The 18,448-nt window shown below is 61.2% G+C and carries 16 protein-coding genes; 10 read left to right on the forward strand and 6 right to left on the reverse strand.

The genetic code is table 11. The features are described 5' to 3' along the window. Positions 1 to 129: 129 nt before the first annotated feature. From LWH94_RS03105 to slmA, 9 genes are all read left to right on the forward strand, one after another. Entirely contained in the window at positions 130 to 2,451 is a 2,322-nt protein-coding gene (locus LWH94_RS03105) for an LPS-assembly protein LptD (RefSeq protein ID WP_232901264.1), read from the forward strand. 69 nt (positions 2,452 to 2,520) lie between these two features. Beyond that, a complete protein-coding gene (locus LWH94_RS03110) occupies positions 2,521 to 3,864 on the forward strand; it encodes a peptidylprolyl isomerase (RefSeq protein ID WP_232901220.1) in 1,344 nt (447 codons plus the stop codon). Further along, entirely contained in the window at positions 3,861 to 4,871 is a 1,011-nt protein-coding gene (gene pdxA / locus LWH94_RS03115; protein WP_232901221.1) for a 4-hydroxythreonine-4-phosphate dehydrogenase PdxA, read from the forward strand. The genes LWH94_RS03110 and pdxA overlap by 4 nt, the downstream gene beginning before the upstream one ends. Then, positions 4,868 to 5,698: a 16S rRNA (adenine(1518)-N(6)/adenine(1519)-N(6))-dimethyltransferase RsmA gene (gene rsmA / locus LWH94_RS03120; protein WP_232901222.1), complete on the forward strand. Its 831-nt coding sequence runs from the start codon at positions 4,868 to 4,870 to the stop codon at positions 5,696 to 5,698. Before pdxA ends, rsmA begins: the two co-directional genes overlap by 4 nt. Continuing rightward, positions 5,691 to 6,494, forward strand: a complete 804-nt coding sequence (locus LWH94_RS03125) for a symmetrical bis(5'-nucleosyl)-tetraphosphatase (protein ID WP_232901223.1) — start codon at positions 5,691 to 5,693, stop codon at positions 6,492 to 6,494. The genes rsmA and LWH94_RS03125 overlap by 8 nt, the downstream gene beginning before the upstream one ends. Next, positions 6,481 to 6,879 (forward strand): DUF423 domain-containing protein, encoded by a 399-nt coding sequence (locus tag LWH94_RS03130; protein ID WP_094625827.1) that lies wholly within the window; start codon positions 6,481 to 6,483, stop codon positions 6,877 to 6,879. The genes LWH94_RS03125 and LWH94_RS03130 overlap by 14 nt, the downstream gene beginning before the upstream one ends. Positions 6,880 to 6,896: 17 nt before the next feature. Beyond that, a complete protein-coding gene (gene thiS, locus LWH94_RS03135) occupies positions 6,897 to 7,097 on the forward strand; it encodes a sulfur carrier protein ThiS (RefSeq protein ID WP_232901224.1) in 201 nt (66 codons plus the stop codon). A 58-nt stretch (positions 7,098 to 7,155) separates the two neighbouring features. Next, positions 7,156 to 7,965 (forward strand): thiazole synthase, encoded by an 810-nt coding sequence (locus LWH94_RS03140; RefSeq protein WP_022988423.1) that lies wholly within the window; start codon positions 7,156 to 7,158, stop codon positions 7,963 to 7,965. Between the two features lie 120 nt (positions 7,966 to 8,085). After that, on the forward strand, positions 8,086 to 8,673 hold the full coding sequence (slmA, locus tag LWH94_RS03145) for a nucleoid occlusion factor SlmA (protein ID WP_232901225.1): 588 nt from the start codon (positions 8,086 to 8,088) through the stop codon (positions 8,671 to 8,673). A gap of 457 nt (positions 8,674 to 9,130) precedes the next feature. Here the strand turns inward: slmA and LWH94_RS03150 are convergent, their stop codons facing one another. From LWH94_RS03150 to LWH94_RS03165, 4 genes are all read right to left on the reverse strand, one after another. After that, on the reverse strand, positions 9,131 to 9,955 hold the full coding sequence (locus tag LWH94_RS03150; protein WP_232901226.1) for an inositol monophosphatase family protein: 825 nt from the start codon (positions 9,953 to 9,955) through the stop codon (positions 9,131 to 9,133). A 48-nt stretch (positions 9,956 to 10,003) separates the two neighbouring features. Beyond that, positions 10,004 to 11,299 carry a pyridoxal phosphate-dependent aminotransferase gene (locus LWH94_RS03155; RefSeq protein WP_232901227.1) on the reverse strand — a complete coding sequence of 432 codons (1,296 nt, stop codon included), beginning with the start codon at positions 11,297 to 11,299 and terminating at the stop codon, positions 10,004 to 10,006. Positions 11,300 to 11,344: 45 nt separating this feature from the next. Further along, positions 11,345 to 12,664, reverse strand: coding sequence for a substrate-binding domain-containing protein (locus LWH94_RS03160; protein WP_232901228.1), 1,320 nt, complete (start codon positions 12,662 to 12,664; stop codon positions 11,345 to 11,347). Positions 12,665 to 12,799: 135 nt separating this feature from the next. Then, positions 12,800 to 13,111 (reverse strand): DUF3301 domain-containing protein, encoded by a 312-nt coding sequence (locus LWH94_RS03165; protein ID WP_232901229.1) that lies wholly within the window; start codon positions 13,109 to 13,111, stop codon positions 12,800 to 12,802. Positions 13,112 to 13,221: 110 nt separating this feature from the next. Here LWH94_RS03165 and LWH94_RS03170 point away from each other — a divergent pair, with 110 nt between their 5' ends. Beyond that, positions 13,222 to 14,223 carry an AraC family transcriptional regulator gene (locus LWH94_RS03170; RefSeq protein ID WP_228285794.1) on the forward strand — a complete coding sequence of 334 codons (1,002 nt, stop codon included), beginning with the start codon at positions 13,222 to 13,224 and terminating at the stop codon, positions 14,221 to 14,223. Here LWH94_RS03170 and LWH94_RS03175 read toward each other — a convergent pair. Both LWH94_RS03175 and LWH94_RS03180 read right to left on the reverse strand, forming a co-directional pair. Beyond that, positions 14,193 to 17,273 (reverse strand): efflux RND transporter permease subunit, encoded by a 3,081-nt coding sequence (locus tag LWH94_RS03175; RefSeq protein ID WP_199458201.1) that lies wholly within the window; start codon positions 17,271 to 17,273, stop codon positions 14,193 to 14,195. The two genes, LWH94_RS03170 and LWH94_RS03175, sit on opposite strands and share 31 nt — an antisense overlap. Beyond that, entirely contained in the window at positions 17,273 to 18,370 is a 1,098-nt protein-coding gene (locus tag LWH94_RS03180) for an efflux RND transporter periplasmic adaptor subunit (protein WP_199458200.1), read from the reverse strand. The genes LWH94_RS03175 and LWH94_RS03180 overlap by 1 nt, the downstream gene beginning before the upstream one ends. Positions 18,371 to 18,448 lie beyond the last annotated feature (78 nt).

Here is an 18,448-nt window from a genome sequence, read left to right on the forward strand (position 1 = left end):
GCGTGTAAACTAGGCAGCTGTTTTTAGTGTCAGTCGCCATTTATCCGGAACAGGAATATTGCCGTCGTGCCCAGCCGTTACCGTCACCTGTTATGGTTCAAGCTCCGTTGCGGCGGGCTTTTGCTGGCGATGGCCCTGGCACCGGCAGCTGGCCTGGCCCAGGATGCCGGCAAGCAGGCACCGAGTGCGGCCGAGATCGACTGGCGGCCCCGCAGCCAGTTACCGGCTGAAGTACAGGCTGGCTTGCCAGTCTTCTGCGATGGCGGCTACCTGCCTTCCGGCACAGCCGGCGGAGCCATGCCGGTACTGCCGGCCGGAGAGACCGAGGCACCGTTGGAGGCCAGTGCGCTCAGTGCCCGCTACGAGCTGGATGCGGAGCTGTACCTGCAGGGGGATGTGCGGCTGCGCCAGGGCAGCTTCCAGGCCTCCGGCTCCGAGGCACGATACGACACCCGCTCCGGAAGCCTGAACCTGCAGGGGCCTCTGGTAAGCCGGGGCGAAGGCTTCCTGCTGACCGGTAAAGACGCCCGCTACTCCACCGAAAGCGGTCAACTGGATATCAACACCGCCACCTTCCTGCTGCACGAATCCGAGATGCGCGGCGAGGCATCGTCCCTGTCGCGCGTTGGTGAAAGCCAGGTGCTGATTACCGATGGCCTGCTGACCACCTGCGGCCCGGGCCAGAACGACTGGGCCATCGTTGCCTCGGATATCGAGCTGGACCAGGCTGAAGGCTTCGGTACCGCCAGGCATGTGCGCCTTGAGGTGCTGGATGCCCCGGTGTTCTACTGGCCTTACATCAGTTTCCCCATTGATGACCGTCGCAAGACCGGTTTTCTGTATCCCCAGTTCGGCTCGTCCAGTGCCGGTAGCGGCGCCTTCCTGGCTTTGCCCTATTACCTGAACCTGGCGCCCCACTACGACGCCACGCTCACGCCTCAGTACATTCATGGCCGGGGCCTGTTTACCGAACTGGAAGGCCGGTATCTGAGCCGGTTCGGGGAGTCAGTGCTGCAGCTGGGTTACATCGATGACGATTCCTACTACAAAGACGAGAATCCGGGCGCAGACGGCCAGCGCTGGGCCCTGGATCTGTCGACCCGGGCAGCCTTCGGTGGTGGCTGGAGTGGTTACGGTGATTTCTCGGTGGTGTCTGACGAAGACTACCTGAGCGACCTGAACCGCTCCCTGGAAATTGACCAGGCGACTCACCTGCAGCGTCGCGGCGGTGTACGTTATTCCGACCAGAACCAGTATTTTGATGCCTACCTGAATGGCTACCAGACCATTGCCGAACGTATTGCCGACGTCAACAAACCCTATAATCTGTTGCCGGAAGTGCTGTATGCCGGAACCACCGAGGTGGGGGCCTTCGAGGCGGGCATCGAAAGCCAGTACTCCTGGTTCTATCGGGATAACGAAAACCTGACCGGTCTGAACCGGGCCAATGGCCAGCGGGTGCGTGCGATTCCTGAACTGGCGCTGCCCATGCGCGCGCTCTGGGGTTTCAGCCGGCCGTCGGTGAGCCTGGATTACACCCGCTACGACCTGGAAGACTACACACTCGGCAACAGCAGTTTTGATCGCACGGTGCCGGTGTTCGAGTGGGACAACGGCCTGTACTTTGACCGCCGCTCCAGCCTGTTCGATATTCCCTATAACCAGACCCTGGAGCCCCGGCTTTATTACGCCTGGGCCGATGCCGAGGCCGACCAGAACGACATCCCGGATTTTGACACCGGCCTGAAAAGCTTCCGATTCGACGAGTTGTTCCAGCGTGATCGCTTCACCGGCGGTGACCGGGTGGGGGATGCCAACCAGCTGACCGTGGCCCTGACCAGTCGCTTCAACGACCTGCTGACCGGCGCCGAGCGGGCCCGGGTCAGTATTGGCCAGGTGCGCTATTTTGATGACCGGGAAGTGAGCCTGTTCGGACAGGGTGCCTCCGACCGAAGTAACTCGCCGCTGGCCGGTGAGCTGGTGCTGAACCCGGTTGATAACCTGGAAATCCGCAGCTCCGGCCTGTGGGACCATGACACCCAGAGAACCGAGGAAGGCCGCAGCCAGCTGATTTTCCATTCCGAGGATTATCGGTACCTGGCAACGCTGGGCCATACCTACAGCCGGCCCGATGACATTGAACAGACCGATGTAGGTGCCGTGTTGCCGGTCACCAACCGGGTCAGTGCTATCGGCCGCTGGGTGTGGGATTCGAAACTGGACCGTACCGTGGGTACCCTGGCCGGCCTGGAATACAACAACTGCTGCTGGAGTGTGCAGCTAGTGCACCAGAATTACCTGACCGACGATGAAGAACTGGATACCCGACTGCTGTTCCGGATCGAGCTGAAAGGCCTGGGCGGCAGTGGCGGAGCATCTGACAACATTGCCGATGCCATCTACGGCTATGACGAGCGCGAGCGCCGCCGTTTCGGAACTCAGCGCCGCTAAAACGAACCAATACCGTTAGCCGGGCCTTGCCTGGCTGACGACCCGGAATGCACAAACCAAGAGGTGACTATGAAGGCGACTGTACGCCACGGACTGACCCTGCTGCTGACCATGGCCATGATGACCATGTCGTTGGCGGTACAGGCTGAACGCAAGCTGCTGGACAGGGTGGTCGCCATTGTCGACGACGATGTCATCCTGCAGACCCAGCTGGAAGCCCGGGTGAACACCATTGTGGGCCGGCTGAGTGCCCAGGGTACCGGCCTGCCACCACGCCAGATGCTGGAGCAGCGGGTACTGGAGCAGCTGATTGCTGAATCCGTCCAGCTGCAGATGGCGGACAAAATGGGCATGCGCATCAGCGATAACGAGCTGAACGAAACCCTGGCCAATATCGCCCGCAGCAATGGCATGACCATGGCCCAGTTCGAAAGCCAGCTGGCGGAAGAAGGTGTGACCTACCAGCAGGCGCGGGAGCAGATCCGCAACGAGATGCTTACCAGTCGGGTGCAGCAGCGCCAGGTGGGCAACCGGGTGCGCATTACCGATAACGAAGTGGAAAACTACCTGCAAGCCCAGGCCGGTGCCGGCAGCGATGGTGCTGAATACCGCCTGGCCTATATCTTTATCCAGGTAGACGAGCCGGGTAACGAGGCGTCTGTGCGCCAGGCCCGTAACCTGGCGGATAACCTGCGCCAGCAGATCCTGGATGGCCGGGATTTCCGGGAAGTGGCTGTTGCCGAATCCGACGCCAGCAACGCCCTTGAGGGTGGTGATATGGGCTGGCGCTCTGAAAGCCAGCTGCCGTCGCTGGTGGCGCCGGTGGTGCCGGACCTGGAGCCGGGTGTGCCGTCTGCCGTGCTGGAGAACAACAGCGGCTTCCACCTGGTGATGGTAATGGACAAGCGTGGTGGTGAGCAGCAGCAGATTATCGAACAGCACAAGGTTCGCCACATACTGGTTCGCCCGTCCGCAGCGGTGACCGAGGCCCAGGCCGAGCAGCGGATCCGCGATATCTACCGCCAGTTGCAGGACGGTGCCGACTTTGCGGAACTGGCCCGTGAGCTGTCAGACGACCCGGTATCCGGCTCTGATGGCGGCAACCTGGACTGGGTGAGCCCGGGCCAGATGGTCCCCGAGTTTGAGCAGGCCATGCTGGACGCCGATGTGGGTGAAATATACGGCCCCGTGCGCTCCCAGTTTGGGTGGCATATTCTGCAGGTTCAGGAGCGTCGCAAGCAGGACGTCACCGCCGAGGCCCGCGAATCCCAGGCCCGCCAGGCCATCTATCAGCGCAAGTTCGAGCAGGAACTGCAGAACTGGCTGCGGGAAGTCCGTGATGAAGCTTTCGTGGAGTTCAAGGGCGAGTTCGCCGATATGAACCCGCAAAGCGAGGAAACAGACCCGTCATGAGCACACCGGTCATCCTGGCGCTGACCGCAGGCGAGCCGGCCGGTATCGGCCCGGAACTGTGCCTGCAGCTGGCCACCGAAGCCCGGGACGCCGGGCTGGTGGTAATTGCCAGCCGCGAGTTGTTACAGGCCCGGGCCAGCGCGCTTGGCCTGGAGGTCCAGCTTCATGACTGGCAACCGGGCATGGTGCCGGAAACCCGGGCCGGACACCTGTCAGTTCGGCATGTGGATGGTTGCCAGTCAACGCTAGCCGGGCAGCTGGATGCCGCCAACAGCCAGTATGTGCTGGATACCTTGACAGTTGCGGCAAGTGGCTGCCTGAACGGCTCCTTTGACGGCATGGTCACCGCGCCGGTGCACAAGGGCGTGATCAACGAAGCCGGCATTGCCTTCAGCGGCCACACCGAATTCCTGCAGGAGTTGTGTGGCGTTGAACGGGTGGTGATGATGCTGGCCACGGAAGAACTCCGGGTGGCGCTGGTAACCACCCACTTACCCCTGAAAAACGTATCGGCGGCCATCACGCCGCAGCGTCTGGCCCAGGTAACCCGTATTCTCAATGCCGACCTGCAAACCTTCTTCGGCATTGAGCAGCCGCGCATCCTGGTGGCGGGCCTGAACCCCCACGCAGGGGAAGGCGGCCACCTGGGCCGGGAAGAAATCGAGGTGATCGAGCCAACCCTGGAACAGTTGCGCGCCGAAGGCATACAGCTGACCGGGCCGCTGCCGGCGGATACCCTGTTTACTCCGCACTGGCTGGACAATGCCGATGCGGTATTGGCCATGTACCACGACCAGGGCCTGCCGGTGCTGAAATTCCAGGGCTTTGGCCGTGCCGTAAACATCACCCTCGGGTTGCCCATTGTCCGCACCTCGGTCGACCACGGCACCGCGCTTGACCTGGCTGGCACCGGCAAGGCTGACGCAGGCAGCCTGCACACCGCCATTCGGGTGGGCGAGCATATGGCCCGCTGCCGCAAGGCCGCACAGGCCGGAGAATCATCATGAGTAACAAACACGGCCACCAGGCCCGCAAGCGCTTCGGCCAGAACTTCCTGCACGATCCGGGCGTGATCGAACGCATTGTCCGTTCCATCAACCCCAAGCCGGACGATGCCATTGTCGAGATCGGCCCCGGCCTGGGCGCCATCACCGAAGAGATCCTGGCGATCAATCCGCGCCTGCAGGTAGTGGAGCTGGACCGGGACCTGATCCCGGTGCTGCGAACCAAGTTTTTCAACTACCCGGAGTTTCAGATTCACGAGGCCGACGCCCTGAACTTCGATTTTCGTGAGCTGATGACCGACCGCCCCCTGCGTATTGTCGGTAACCTGCCGTACAACATTTCCACCCCGCTGATTTTCCACCTGCTGGAACAGAGTGGCGTGGTGCAAGACATGCACTTCATGCTGCAGAAAGAAGTGGTCCAGCGGCTGGCGGCGGTACCCGGCGACAACAACTATGGCCGCCTGGGCATCATGGCCCAGTATTTCTGCAAGGTGCAGCCGCTGTTTGAAGTGGGCCCCGGCGCCTTCCGCCCGGCTCCGAAGGTGGATTCCGCCATTGTCCGCCTGGTGCCCCACAAAGAACTGCCACACCCGGCGAAAGACCTGAAAACCCTGCAGGCCGTAGTACGTACCGCCTTCAATGCCCGCCGCAAAACCCTGCGCAAGGCGCTGGGTTCGATGGTAACGGTGGAGCAGTTGCAATCCCTCGGCATCAACGACGGACTACGCCCGGAAAACCTGAGCCTGGCCGACTATGTAAAGATTGCGGATTTGCTGGTGGATAGCGGAGCTGGGCCGGCCGGGAACAAGGAGGTAAGTAATGACTGACTACGCCATCGGCGATATTCAGGGTTGCTATGATCGCCTGCGGGATGTGTTGGCCAAGGTGGATTTTTCACCGTCCCGGGACCGGCTCTGGGTGGCCGGTGACCTGATCAATCGGGGGCCGTCCTCGCTGGAAACCCTGCGCTACATCAAAAGCCTGGGCAGTTCCGCGGTGGTGGTGCTGGGTAACCATGACCTACACCTGCTGGCGGTAGCGCTCGGTGGCCATAGCCCGAAGAAGAAAGACACCCTGCACGACATTCTCGAAGCCCCGGACCATGAGCAGCTGATCCACTGGCTGCGCCAGCAGCATCTGTGTGTGCACGATGCCGGTCGTAACCTGCTGATGGCCCACGCCGGCCTGCCCCACATCTGGAGTGTGGAACAGGCCGTGGCCTGTGCCCGGGAAGTGGAAGCGGTGATCCGCGGCGACAATGCCGGCGAATACTTCAGCCAAATGTATGGCAATCAGCCCGAACGCTGGTGTGATACCCTCACCGGCATGGATCGCTGGCGGGTGATCACCAATTACTTCACCCGTATGCGCTTTATTGCACAGGATGGCAGCCTGGAGCTGGCCACCAAGGAAGCGGCTGCCAGCGCCCCGGAAGGTTTCGCACCCTGGTTTACCTACCCGCGCAAAGACGACGTAACCGTGGTGTTCGGCCACTGGGCGGCGCTGGAAGGTAAAACCGGCAGCGAACGGTTTATCGGCCTGGACACCGGCTGCGTATGGGGCGGTGCCCTGACCATGATGAACCTGGATACCGGAGAGAAAATTCACTGTGACTGCAGCTGACAGCAACACCCGGATTGTACGCTGGGCACTGGTAGCCGGCGCCGTTGCCGGTTTGCTGGCGGTCATGGCCGGCGCTTTCGGTGCCCACGGCTTGCGTAACCTGGTGAGCGAACGTGGCCTTGAAGTGTTCCAGACCGCAGTCAGCTACCAGATGTACCACGCCCTGATCCTCGTCGTGGCCAGCCTGATGCCGGTACTCGGCCTGCCCCGGAAACTCCTGGCCGTGGCCTGCGGCTTCTGGCTGGTGGGCATCCTGCTGTTCAGCGGCAGCCTGTACCTGCTGGTGCTGACAGGAACCCACTGGCTTGGGCCGGTTACTCCGGTAGGCGGGCTGTGTTTCATGGTGGGCTGGGCCCTGTTGGCCATCGCAGCCCTGAAGAAATAACAAAGGTGATCACAACCATGCAGGTAAAGGTTAATGGCGAAGCCATGGAACTCCCGAACGGAGCCACCATTGCCGCCTTGATTGAGCAACTCGCACTGGCCGGCAAACGCGTGGCGGTGGAAGTGAACGAAGACATCGTACCCCGCAGCCAGCACCCGGACTTTTCCCTCAGCGAAGGTGATCGTGTGGAGGTGGTACACGCCATCGGAGGCGGTTAATCCTCCTTGCTGCGAACGACCACTCCCGACTCTCATTCCGACAGAAATCAGGCAGGCTATGACAGACACACCAGAGATTCAGCTCCCCGAAGACAAACCCCTGGAAATTGCCGGCAAGGTGTACCAGTCCCGCTTGCTGGTAGGCACCGGCAAGTACCACGACCTGATGGAAACCGGCCACGCCATTGAAGCCAGCGGTGCCGAGATTGTGACCGTAGCGGTACGCCGAACCAACATCGGCCAGAACCCGGACGAGCCCAACCTGCTGGACGTGGTTTCCCCGGATGCCTACACCATCCTGCCAAACACCGCCGGCTGCTACACCGCCAAAGACGCGGTACGCACCTGCAAACTGGCCCGCGAACTGCTCGATGGCCACGACCTGGTGAAACTGGAAGTGCTGGGCGAACACAAAACCCTGTACCCCAACATGCCGGAAACCCTGGCGGCGGCCGAAGAGCTGATCAAAGACGGCTTCAAGGTAATGGTGTATTGCTCCGACGACCCGCTGCTGGCCATGCGCCTGGAAGAAATGGGCTGTGTTGCCATCATGCCTCTGGGTGCCCCCATCGGCTCCGGCCTGGGCATCCAGAACCGCTACAACATCCGGCTGATTGTCGAGAATGCCAAGGTGCCGGTGCTGGTGGATGCGGGCGTAGGCACCGCCTCAGACGCCACCATCGCCATGGAACTGGGCTGCGACGGCGTGCTGATGAACACCGCCATCGCCCAGGCCAAAGACCCGATCAAAATGGCCAACGCCATGCGCCTGGCCATCGAAGCCGGCCGCGAGGCCTACCTTGCTGGACGTATGCCGAAGAAGCTGTACGCCAGCGCGTCGTCGCCGATCGACGGCACTTTCTTTTAATAAACAGAAAATATTAGCCACGGACACTCACTGACGCTCACGGACCAAAAACAGATCTGTAATGTCCGTGAGATTCCGTGAGTGTCCGTGGCAAAAAAAACAGAGCGCTGTAGTCCTGATATGACCACTCAAAAACCCAGCCGGCGGGACACAATCCTGCAGGCCCTTGTTGAATTGCTGCAAAAAGACCCCGGGGCCCGGATCACAACTGCTGGCCTGGCCAAAACCGTGGGTGTCACCGAGGCGGCCCTGTACCGGCACTTCCCCAGCAAACGCAAAATGTTCGAAGCCCTCATTGAATTTGCCGAGGACGCCGTGTTCTCTCGTTGCCAGGTGGTGTTGCAGGAGCAGGAAGACGTTCGTGTGCGTTTGCAGCAGTTGGTGCACCTGGTACTGGTGTTCGCCGAGCGCAACCCGGGCCTGTGCTGCGTGCTGACGGGCGATGCCCTGATGGGCGAAGACGAGTCGCTGCGCAAGCGCGCGTCCCAGTTTTTCGAACGCCTGGAAACCCAATTCCGCCAGGCCCTGAAAGAAGGCGAAATCCGCCAGGGCCTGCGGCCGCGCACCAGCGCAGCCCGTGGTGCCGATTTCGTAATGGTGTTCCTCGAAGGGCGCATCCAGCGCTTCGTACGCTCCTCATTCTCCCGCTTGCCCTCCACCGACTTCGACGAGGCGTGGCGCCTGGTTGCCGAGGCCGTCTGGGGCTGAGTTCTGGTACGCCTAGCCTGCAGGTTTCGGGGGCATAGTCTCCTAAGCCTTCAGGTTGGGGGGCAGGGCACTGGCTGGATACCCTTTCCCGAAACCGCTACGAGCACATCCATGTGCGCTTCTCTCCGGCCATCCATGGCCTCCGAAATTTCGGGAAAGGGTATCCAGCCAGCGCCTTTCTGACTTCACGGGAATCGCGCCGAAAACACCATCTTCGCTTCATGAGAGCGCGAACTTCTGACGTAGCGCAGACTTCGCGTAGTTGGGCCCGGTACTCTCCCGGAGTTTGACCGTTGTGGGTGGGGGTTGCCCTTCGCAGAATTTCGTAGGCCATGGATGGCCGAAGACAAGCGCCACATGGATGTGCCGAAGGAGCGCTTCTGCGAAGGGCAACCCCCACCCACAACACGCCCCCGAACTCGAAGGCTAGGCGCCCCCAACTCCCAAGCCCCGAAGCTCAGTCGTAACCAGACGCCGAACGGAGTATGGAGCGAACTGGCTCCCACACAGCCGGGGCGGAGATGAGGATGTCGCGCCCCCAGAGGTCGGCCGGGTAGTCATCCGGTACATCGCCGAAGTGGCCCACCGTGGCGCCGGCTTCCCAGGCGATCAGGCGGGCGGCGGCGAAGTCCCAGGGGCTGACGTTTTCGTAGTAAATGTCCAGGCGGCCACAGGCCACCCAGCAGATATCCAGTGCCGCCGAACCGATGCGGCGCAGGTCGCGGCATTGGTGGATCATCGCATCCAGCCGGCGAACCAGCGGTTCCAGGTTGTCCTTGGTGTAGGGGAAACCGGTGGCGAACAGGGATTGCCGCGGTTCCGTGGCGCCACTGTGGCGGATGGGCTGGCCGTTCAGGGTGGCGCCTTCGCCCTTGGTGGCCCGGAAGGTTTCGCCGGGGAAGGGCGCGTGTACCACACCTGCCTGTACCTGCCCGCGCTCCGCATAGGCAATGGACACCGCCACCTGGGGGTGGCCGTAAGCGTAGTTTACCGTGCCGTCGATGGGGTCGATGATCCACAGCGGGGTATCCAGGGACTCGGCCTGGGACAGGTCCGGCATGGTTTCTTCAGACAGGATGCGATGATCCGGGAAGCGCTCGCGGATGGCGTTGGTGATGAACTCATCGGCCATCACATCGGCATGGGTGACCAGTTCGGTCTGGTGTTTGTAGTCGGTGCGAAGGGTGTTCTGGTCACGCTCGTGGCAGATCAGTTCGCCGGCTTCAACAGCCAGCGCTTCGGCAAAATCGGTGATTTCGCGCAGAGAAACAGAGTCAGACATGGCACCCCCGGTCAGAAAACATGAGGGTGCCAGTCTACCACGACAGAATCAGAGGCTGTTCAGCCACTTCTCCATCTTGTCCATGGCCAGTACCAGGCGCGGGCCGGCTTCCTTGACGAAGTCGTCGCCCAGTTCCTGGTCGGCATAGTCACCGCCGGCCAGTTCCAGTGCCTGGGTGCCGTCGAAATCCACGAACGCCAAACGCGCGCCCATGTGGTCTGGCACAAAGCCGAAATCACTGGAGGGCAGGATGGCCACGCCGGTGTCTTCCAGCAGGGCGGTGCAGAAGGCCTGGGAGGTTTTGATGTCCTTGCGGGCCAGCTTTTCACTGAAGGCGGAGAAGTCCGGGAACAGGTAGAACGCTCCCTCCGGCTTACGAACCACGGCGCCCATGGCGCTCAGGCGGGAATACATGTATTCGCCCACCACTTTCAGCACCCGGCGGGACTGTTTCAGGTACTCGTCGATGTCCTCACCGCCTTCGAATGCCGTGATTGCCGCATGCTGGATGGGCGCACTGGTGGAGGTGAAGGTCTCGCTGGCGATGATTGCCATGGCGTCCTGAAGCGGGCGCAGTTCCGGCGGGAAGATGAAGGTGCCGAGACGCCAGCCGCCGGCGCCGAGCCATTTACTCATGCCGGTGCTGATGATGGTGCCTTCCGGGTAGTAGCGGGCGATGGACTTGTGCCGGCCCTCGAAGTGCACTTCGCCGTAGATTTCATCCGACAACAGGATCAGGTTGTACTTGCGCGCCACGTTGGCGATGGCCAGCAGCTGATCGTCGGTGTAGGTACAACCGGTGGGGTTCGACGGGTAGTTCAGAATCAGGATGCGCGGGCGTGAAGGATCGTCCCGGCAGATGATGTCCAGCTCTTCCGCCGTCAGCTGCCAGTTGTTCTCCGCGTGGGTTGGCAGCCAGTGCACCGAACGACCGATGATGCGGGCCTGGGGTGCATAGGACACCCAGCTCGGTCGCGGAATCAGCAGGTCGCCGTAGTAGGCCAGCTGCAGGATGAACAGCAGTTCCTTGGAGCCCGGGCCGATCAGTACGTCTTCCCAGGTGCACCGCATACGCTCGGCCCGGTTGATGTAACCGGCAATGGCCTGGCGCAGGCCTTTCAGACCTTTTACCGGCAGGTAGTCTTTCTCATGGGCGTGTTCTTTGAGGGCGTTAACCACACGTTCCGGCACCGGGAACGGAGACTGGCCCAGTCCCAGCTTGATAATGTCCTTACCTTCCGATCGCAGCTGGTTGCTCAGCTCGTTGATGCGCAGGGTAGAGGAGGGCTGGATGCCCCGAACGTTCAGGTTGATGGCGAAGCGGTGGTCGTTTTTGATGTCCATTGTCCCGGTCTGTTGGTTGGTGGTGACAATGGCAGTATAGGAAAATTATCGGGCCCTGATCCAGACTTCCACCCGGCCGTTTCTCTGGTTACCGCTGCCACCTACAGGCATGTATTGTCCGTAACCAGTGTAGGCCACCCGGGGCAGTCCTGCCTGGTGCAGGGCCTTGCGAACCGACAGCGCCCGCAGCTCGGAAATCATCTGGGCCCGCAGTTCGTGGCTCTGGGCGTCGGCAAAGCCGATCAGCAACAGATCGTCCGCCGAGCGGCCTCGCTGTTCCAGGTAATCGATCACCCGGAGCAGGTCACGCTGGGCTTTGTTATCCAGCTTGGTGCGGCCTTCCGAGAACCGGAAGTTCACAGTCAGGCGCTGATACTCGGCGGTCAGGCGTTTGAAGGTGTCCGGCACCGAGCTATCAAGCTCCGGCTTTACCGCAATCGGATTCTGGGAAATAAAGCCGGATTCGGCCACCAGCGCCTGCCCTTCATTGCCGAGGGCGAATTCAATCAGTCCGCGGGCGAATTCCGGGGTCTGGTTGCCCATGGTGTACATGAACAGCCGGCGTGACAGCGGGTAGTCTTCGCTGGCCACGGTGAGCTGGTTCGGTTTCAGGGCCGGGGCATTGCCGTCGGAAATGGCCAGCAGCTTGCTGTTGCGCACCGAGGCCAGGCCCGAGAAGCCGATGCCGCCCGGGTCCCGGGACACATCGTCGGAAAGCTGGTCGTTGGATTCATAGCGCAGGGCGCTGCTGTCCAGCGTGTAGGTTTTGCCGAGGACCAGGGATTTAAAGGTATCCCAGGTGCCGGAACGGTCGTCCCGGGCGTACAGGCTGATGGCGCGGTCCGGGCCGCCAAGTTCTGACCAGTTGCGGATTTCGCCGGCAAAGATCTGCCCCAGCGTTTGAATGCTCATCTTGCTGACGGGGTTGGACGGGTGCACCAGGATGGCCAGGCCATCGATGGCAATTACGTGCTCGCTTTCCAGTGCGGTCAGGTCGGCCTGTGCACTGACCTGCTGCGCTTCCCCCGGTTTCACCGGCCGCGAAGACGCCCAGATGCCGGCCTGGCCGCTGGCCAGGGTACGAAAACCGGTGCTGGAACCGTGGGCAGCCACCAGCACGCTCACGGTGCCGCCTTCGCTGGCAATGCTCAGAATCTTTTCGTTTTCCACGCCGGTGGAGTCGGCCTTAACCGCGCCGCTACCGATGTGTTCCAGGTGGCCGGTCACCAGCATGGGGGCCAGGGTGGCACCTACGGTGTTGGAGCCGTGAATTTCCAGGTTATGGGCCAGGGTGGAAGACAGGGGCAGGGCAGTCAACAGCGCCAGTGCGCCGGCCTTGAAAGCTGCAGAAACGGAATAAGACATCGCCAGAAAACCTATTCAGGACAAGAAGTTGTGCTGGCGCAAGGATGCTACATAAATATGACAGTTATGTTTCAGGTCGGCCGGGCAAGGCCTGGATTCGGAATTTTCAGGTAGCGAATTGTAAGCAGTCTTCGGTCAGAACCGGTGTGGATCCAGCTCCATGTGCACGATCTTGCGGCCTAGCATGATCACCCGGCCGGTATAGCGTTCCTCGCCGGTGGTGGCGAAGTCGAACAGGAACCGGCGCCACACCCTCAGGCTGCCTTGTTGGTCCCGCTTGAACCACAGGCCCCGCAGGTACACGGCATCGTCGAGCAGAAGCACGTCCATGCTTTTGCAATAACGGTGAGCGGCTTGCAGTACCGAGTCTTTGATGGCCTTGGCCTGCCACCAGTACCAGACCAGAAAGCCGGCAACGAAAAGCCAGAAGAGGGTTCCGAGGGTCAAGGGTGTGTCCTGTTATGTTGCCTGTGTGAGAGTTTGATAAGCATCAATAAATCCCTATTAACCACAAAGAATGCAGGGGTTTTGCAAGATCTGGCTAGGGATTTGTGGGAATGTTGCTTACAACAGCAGTCTCACCTTTTACCTGTCTGAGTAGTATGCAGAACTTTATCGTCAATTCCGAGCTGGAATCTTACCTTCGCCTGAACCGCGCCGCCTGCGGGGAGTGGACGCTGGCCCTGCAGGATTTGCTGGGCTGCACCGGGCTGGTTTGTGATTGGTCCCGGCCGAAAGCCGAAGCCGGCTCGTTGTCGGCGCTGGAAGTCGGAGCAGGCATGGTTGCCGCTTTATCAGTCAGCCAGAATCTCATCCTGAAACACTGCTGCCTGGATTCGCCCTTGCTGGTGTTCCGGGTTCAGGGGCGGTGTGAGGTTGTGTCTGCCGGTAAGGCAGCGACCACGGTCTTTCCGTTTCAGGTAATTCCGCCTGCTCAAACCTTCAGCCTGAGGGTGGCGGCAGACAGCCGTGTGCTCCTGCTCCGGCTGGCAGACCAGCCCGATGCGCCGCATACAGGCCCGGCCATTGGTGATGCGATCACCCGTTGTATCCACGGGTTCCTGTTCCAGGTCGGATTTCTGCAAGACCACGATCACGGATGCCGGGCGGCGGAAACCCTGTTGCAGGAGATCAACGGGATACTTCGCGGAAACACCGCTGCTGCCTCGGCAACGACAGCCATTCCGGAGCCCGACCGGCGGCTACTCAAGGCCATCATCAAGATACGGACAGAGCCGGACTGGCAGTTTGACCTGCAGGAGTTATCCAGCCACGCCGGGGTGAGCGAGCGCAACCTCTACTACCTGATGAAACGGCAGACCGGCATGACACCCTATCGCTATTACCAGCGCTGCCGGCTGATTCGCGTGCGCCGGCGGCTGGTGGACTGCCAGTGCGCAGTGCCTCACATTTCCCGCTATGCCGGCGATGAAGGTTTCAGCCACTTTGGCCGTTTCGCGGCGCTCTACCGGGAACACTTCGGAGAGCTGCCCAGCGAAACGGTTCAGTGGCGCCGGCGTTTGCAGGCTCAGGAGCTGCTGGCGCCGGCACTTTCCTGATCTTCGTACTCATCAGCGGCGGAGCCGTGGTGGTCACGGGCCAGCAGGATGTAGAACGCCGGCAATACGAACACGGTGAACAGGGTGCCAATGCCCAGGCCGGCACTGATGGTCAGGCCGATGGCAAACCGGCTTTCGGCGCCAGGGCCCACGGCTATCAGTAGCGGCACCATGGCGAAGATCAGTGCCAGTGAGGTCATGATGATCGGCCGCAGGCGAATAGCTGCAGCCTCAATCACCGCCTCTACCTTGTTCAGGCCTTGCTCTTTCTGTAGCTGGTTGGCGAATTCCACAATCAAGATGCCGTTCTTCGACACCACACCAATCAGGGTGATCAGGCCCACCTGGGTGTAGATGTTCATACTGGCGAAGCCCAGTACGATGAACGCCATGGCGCCGGCAACGGACATGGGCACCGACACCAGGATGATGATCGGGTCGCGCCAGCTTTCGAACTGCGCCGCCAGTACCAGGTAGATCACCAGCAAGGACAGGAAGAAGGTCACCACCAGGGCGCTGCCCTGGGTCGCCAGCTGCCGTGATTCGCCGGTGTAGTCGAAGCTGAAGCCCTGCGGGAACACTTCTCCAGCAGTCTGCTCCATGAACTCCATGGCGGTACCGGCTGCCACGCCGGGCATGACCACCCCTTCGAGCGTGAGCGAGTTCAGCTGGTTGAACTGGGTGCGGTTGGATGGTTCCACTTCCTCGGTAAAGCTGACCACACTGGAGAGCGGTACCAGCTCGCCGTTGCCGGCGCGGATGTAGTAGTCATCCAGTGCTTCACGGCTGGCGCGGAACTGGTCGTCCACCTGTGGAATCACCTGGTAGGAGCGGCCTTCCATGTTGAAGCGGTTGATGTAACCACCACTGAGCATGCTGGCCAGCGACTGGCCAACATCCTGCATCGACAGGCCCAGGTCTGCCACCCGGTCACGGTCCACGTTAATGCGGGTGCTCGGCTTGTCGAAGTTGATGGATTTCTTAAGGAACATGAAGTTGCCGCTCTGCATGGCCTTGCCCAGCAGTTCATCGGCCACCTGGTCGAGCTGCTCGTAGCTGCCGCCGGTGGTGATCACAAACTGGAACGGCAGGCCACCGCCGGAGCCCGGCAGGGCCGGCAGCGGGAACACTGCAGTCTGCAGCCCGGTGACATTCTTCAGCTCGGCATCCAGCAGCGGCTGGGCCTCGAACTGGCTGATTTCCCGCTCGCTCCAGGGCGACATCTTGAAGCCGCCAAACACGGCGTTCGGGCTGGTCACACCCAGGATCATGAAGTCTTCGTTGTAGCCGGGCACGGTGGCCATGCGGTCCTGCACTTCCTGGCCGTGCTCATAGAGGTAGTCCAGGGTGGACGTTTCCGGCCCCAGGCCCTGATAGAACAGGATGCCCTGGTCTTCGGTGGGGGCCAGTTCGTTCTGGCTCATCATCACCATGAAGTAAATGGAGCCCAGCACCACCACGGCGAAGAACACCACCACCGACTTGGTCTGCATCAGAGAGGTCAGTGCTGCTTTATAGGCATTGGCCAGGCCGTTGAAGGTTTTCTCCACCAGTTGCTCGAACTTGCCCGGGTTGCCGTGTGGCTTGAGCACCTTGCCGGACAACATGGGCGATAGGGTCAAGGCCACGATGCCGGAGATGACCACGGTGCCGGCCAGGGTGAAGGCAAACTCGGTAAACAGTGAGCCCACCAGGCCACCCATAAAGCCGATGGGGGCGTACACCGCCACCAGGGTGGTGGTCATGGCGATGATTGGGGTGGCCATCTCCCGGGCACCGTTAATGGCGGCCTCGAACCTGGACTCGCCCTGCTCGATATGCCGGTGCACGTTCTCCACCATGATGATGGCGTCATCCACGACCAGGCCGATGGCCAGCACCATAGACAGCAGGGTCAGCAGGTTCAGGGAAAAGCCGAACATCAGCATGATGAAGGCGCCGCCAATCAGCGACAGCGGCACGGCAACCGACGGCACCACGGAGGCACGTACTGAGCCCAGGCACAGGAACACCACCACCAGCACGATGATCATGGCTTCGATCAGGGTACGGATAACTTCGTTGATGGAGTCGTCGATAAAGTCCGAGGCATCGTAGGCCAGGCGTACATTCAGGCCGCTGGGCAGCTGGCTTTCGATGTCGGGCAGTTCGTCTTTCACCAGTCCGGCTACCGTCAGCGGGTTGGCTCCGGGCGCCATTTCGATGGCCACGTAGGTGGCCGGCTGGCCTTTGTACAGGGCCAGCTGGTCGTAGTTCTGGGAGCCCAGTTCCACCCTGGCAATGTCCTGAAGGCGGATCAGCGTGCCGCCGGATTGCTTCACTACCAGGTTGCGGAAGGCTTCCGGGTCTGCGATGTCGGTGTCGCTGGTCAGGCTCACTTCGGTGTACTTGCCCCGGGTCTGGCCCACGGCGGCCTGGTAGTTGTTGGCCCGCAGCTTGGCGGCCACTTCTACCGGCGTCAGGTCTACCGCAGCCAGTCGTTCCGGATCCAGCCATACCCGCAGGGCGAAGGTTCGGCCCAGCAGCTGGGCCTTACCCACGCCAGACAGTGCCTGCAGCTTGGGCTGAACAACACGGGTCAGGTAATCGGTAATCTGGGGTACATCCAGCTCGGTGCTGTAGAAGGCGATGTACATCAGTGCGGTGTCGTCACCGGTGGTGGAGGTGATCACCGGGTCTTCGGCTTCTGCCGGCAGCACGTTGCGCTGGCTGGCCACCTTGGCCTGGATTTCCGCCAAGGCATCGTTGGCGTCGTAGTTCAGCACCATCTTGGCCTGGATGGTGGACACGCTCTGGGAGCTGGTGGAGGTCAGGTAATCAATGCCGCTGGCTTCGGCAATGGCCTGTTGTAGCGGCGTGGTGATAAAGCCCTTGATCAGGTCCGAACTGGCACCGGGGTAGGCGGTGGTTACCGTCACCGTGGTGCTTTCCAGCTTCGGGTACTGGCGGATTTCCATTTCCATGGCGGCCCGGGCACCGAGCAGCAGGATCAGCAGGCTGACCACCGTGGCCAGGACTGGCCGGTGGACAAATATATCGGTGAATTTCATTACTCAGACGCCTCCTGGCCGGATTCGTCCTGAATCTCAACCCGCTGGCCGGCCCGGAGCCTGAGCAGGCCCTTGGCAACCACGGTTTCACCGGATTCGAGGCCGGACGTTACGGAGGCCCTGCCCTCACGGACTTCGCCGGTGGTGACGCTGCGGCGGCTGACCACCAGCTGGCCTTCATCGTTTTCTTCCACTACGAACACGAAGTTGCCGTAAGTGTTATAGGAAATAGCCTCGCGGGGCAGGGTGACCACTTCGTTATCCCGGGGCTGGCCGGTCTGGACAGTGGCAAACATACCCGGGCGCAGCAGGTTATCTTCGTTGTTCAGGATGGCGCGTATGCGCACGGTGCGGGTTTCCGGGTTCACCGAGGTGTTAATGGCGCTGACGTCACCCTCAAAGGTGCGGTCAGGCACTGCGGCTACAGTGACAGACACCGGATAGCCCTGGTCGACATCCGGCAGGTATTTCTCGGACAGTGTGTAGTCCACGTAGATTGGGTGCAGCATGTTGATCTCGACGATCGGGGTGCCGGTGCCAATGTACTGGCCCTGGTCCACCATCCGGATGCCCAGCTTGCCGTCAAACGGGGCCTTGATCACCTTCTTGTTCAGCTGGGCCTCGGCCTCGTTCACCCGTGCCCGGGCGGCATCGTAGTTGGCCTTGGCTTCGTCGTACTGGGACTGGGACACGGCGCGCCGCGGCAGTAGGTCGGAAATCCGCTTGAACTCCTGCTGCGCCAGTTGAGCCTCGGCCCGACGGGTGCGCAGGGCGGCTTCGTCGATAGCGGCATCCAGACGAACCAGGACGTCTCCCTGTTTAACCGCATCGCCGGATTCAAAGCTGATGCTTTGAATCACTCCCGGCACCTCGTTGGCCACCTCAATACCGTTAATGGCTTCTACGCTGCCCACCGCCTTGATGGCCGGCTGCCAGTTTTCGGTGGTTGCCTTGGTCACGGAAATGATCGCCGGCGGCTGAGGCTGTGACAGCATTTCCTTCATCTGGCCAAATTGCATGAACTTGTAGCCAAAAATGCCGCCAAGGACGACACCAAGGAAAATGATGACGATGACAAAACGGGATGCGGTGCGCATAGGTCTGTTCCTGGGAATAGAGTTCTTGAGACTGATAACGTCGCTGGGATGGGAAGGCTGACAGCTTTCCTTGCGCAT

It is taken from the genome of Marinobacter sp. G11 (assembly GCF_021282325.1).
Taxonomy (GTDB): domain Bacteria; phylum Pseudomonadota; class Gammaproteobacteria; order Pseudomonadales; family Oleiphilaceae; genus Marinobacter; species Marinobacter vinifirmus.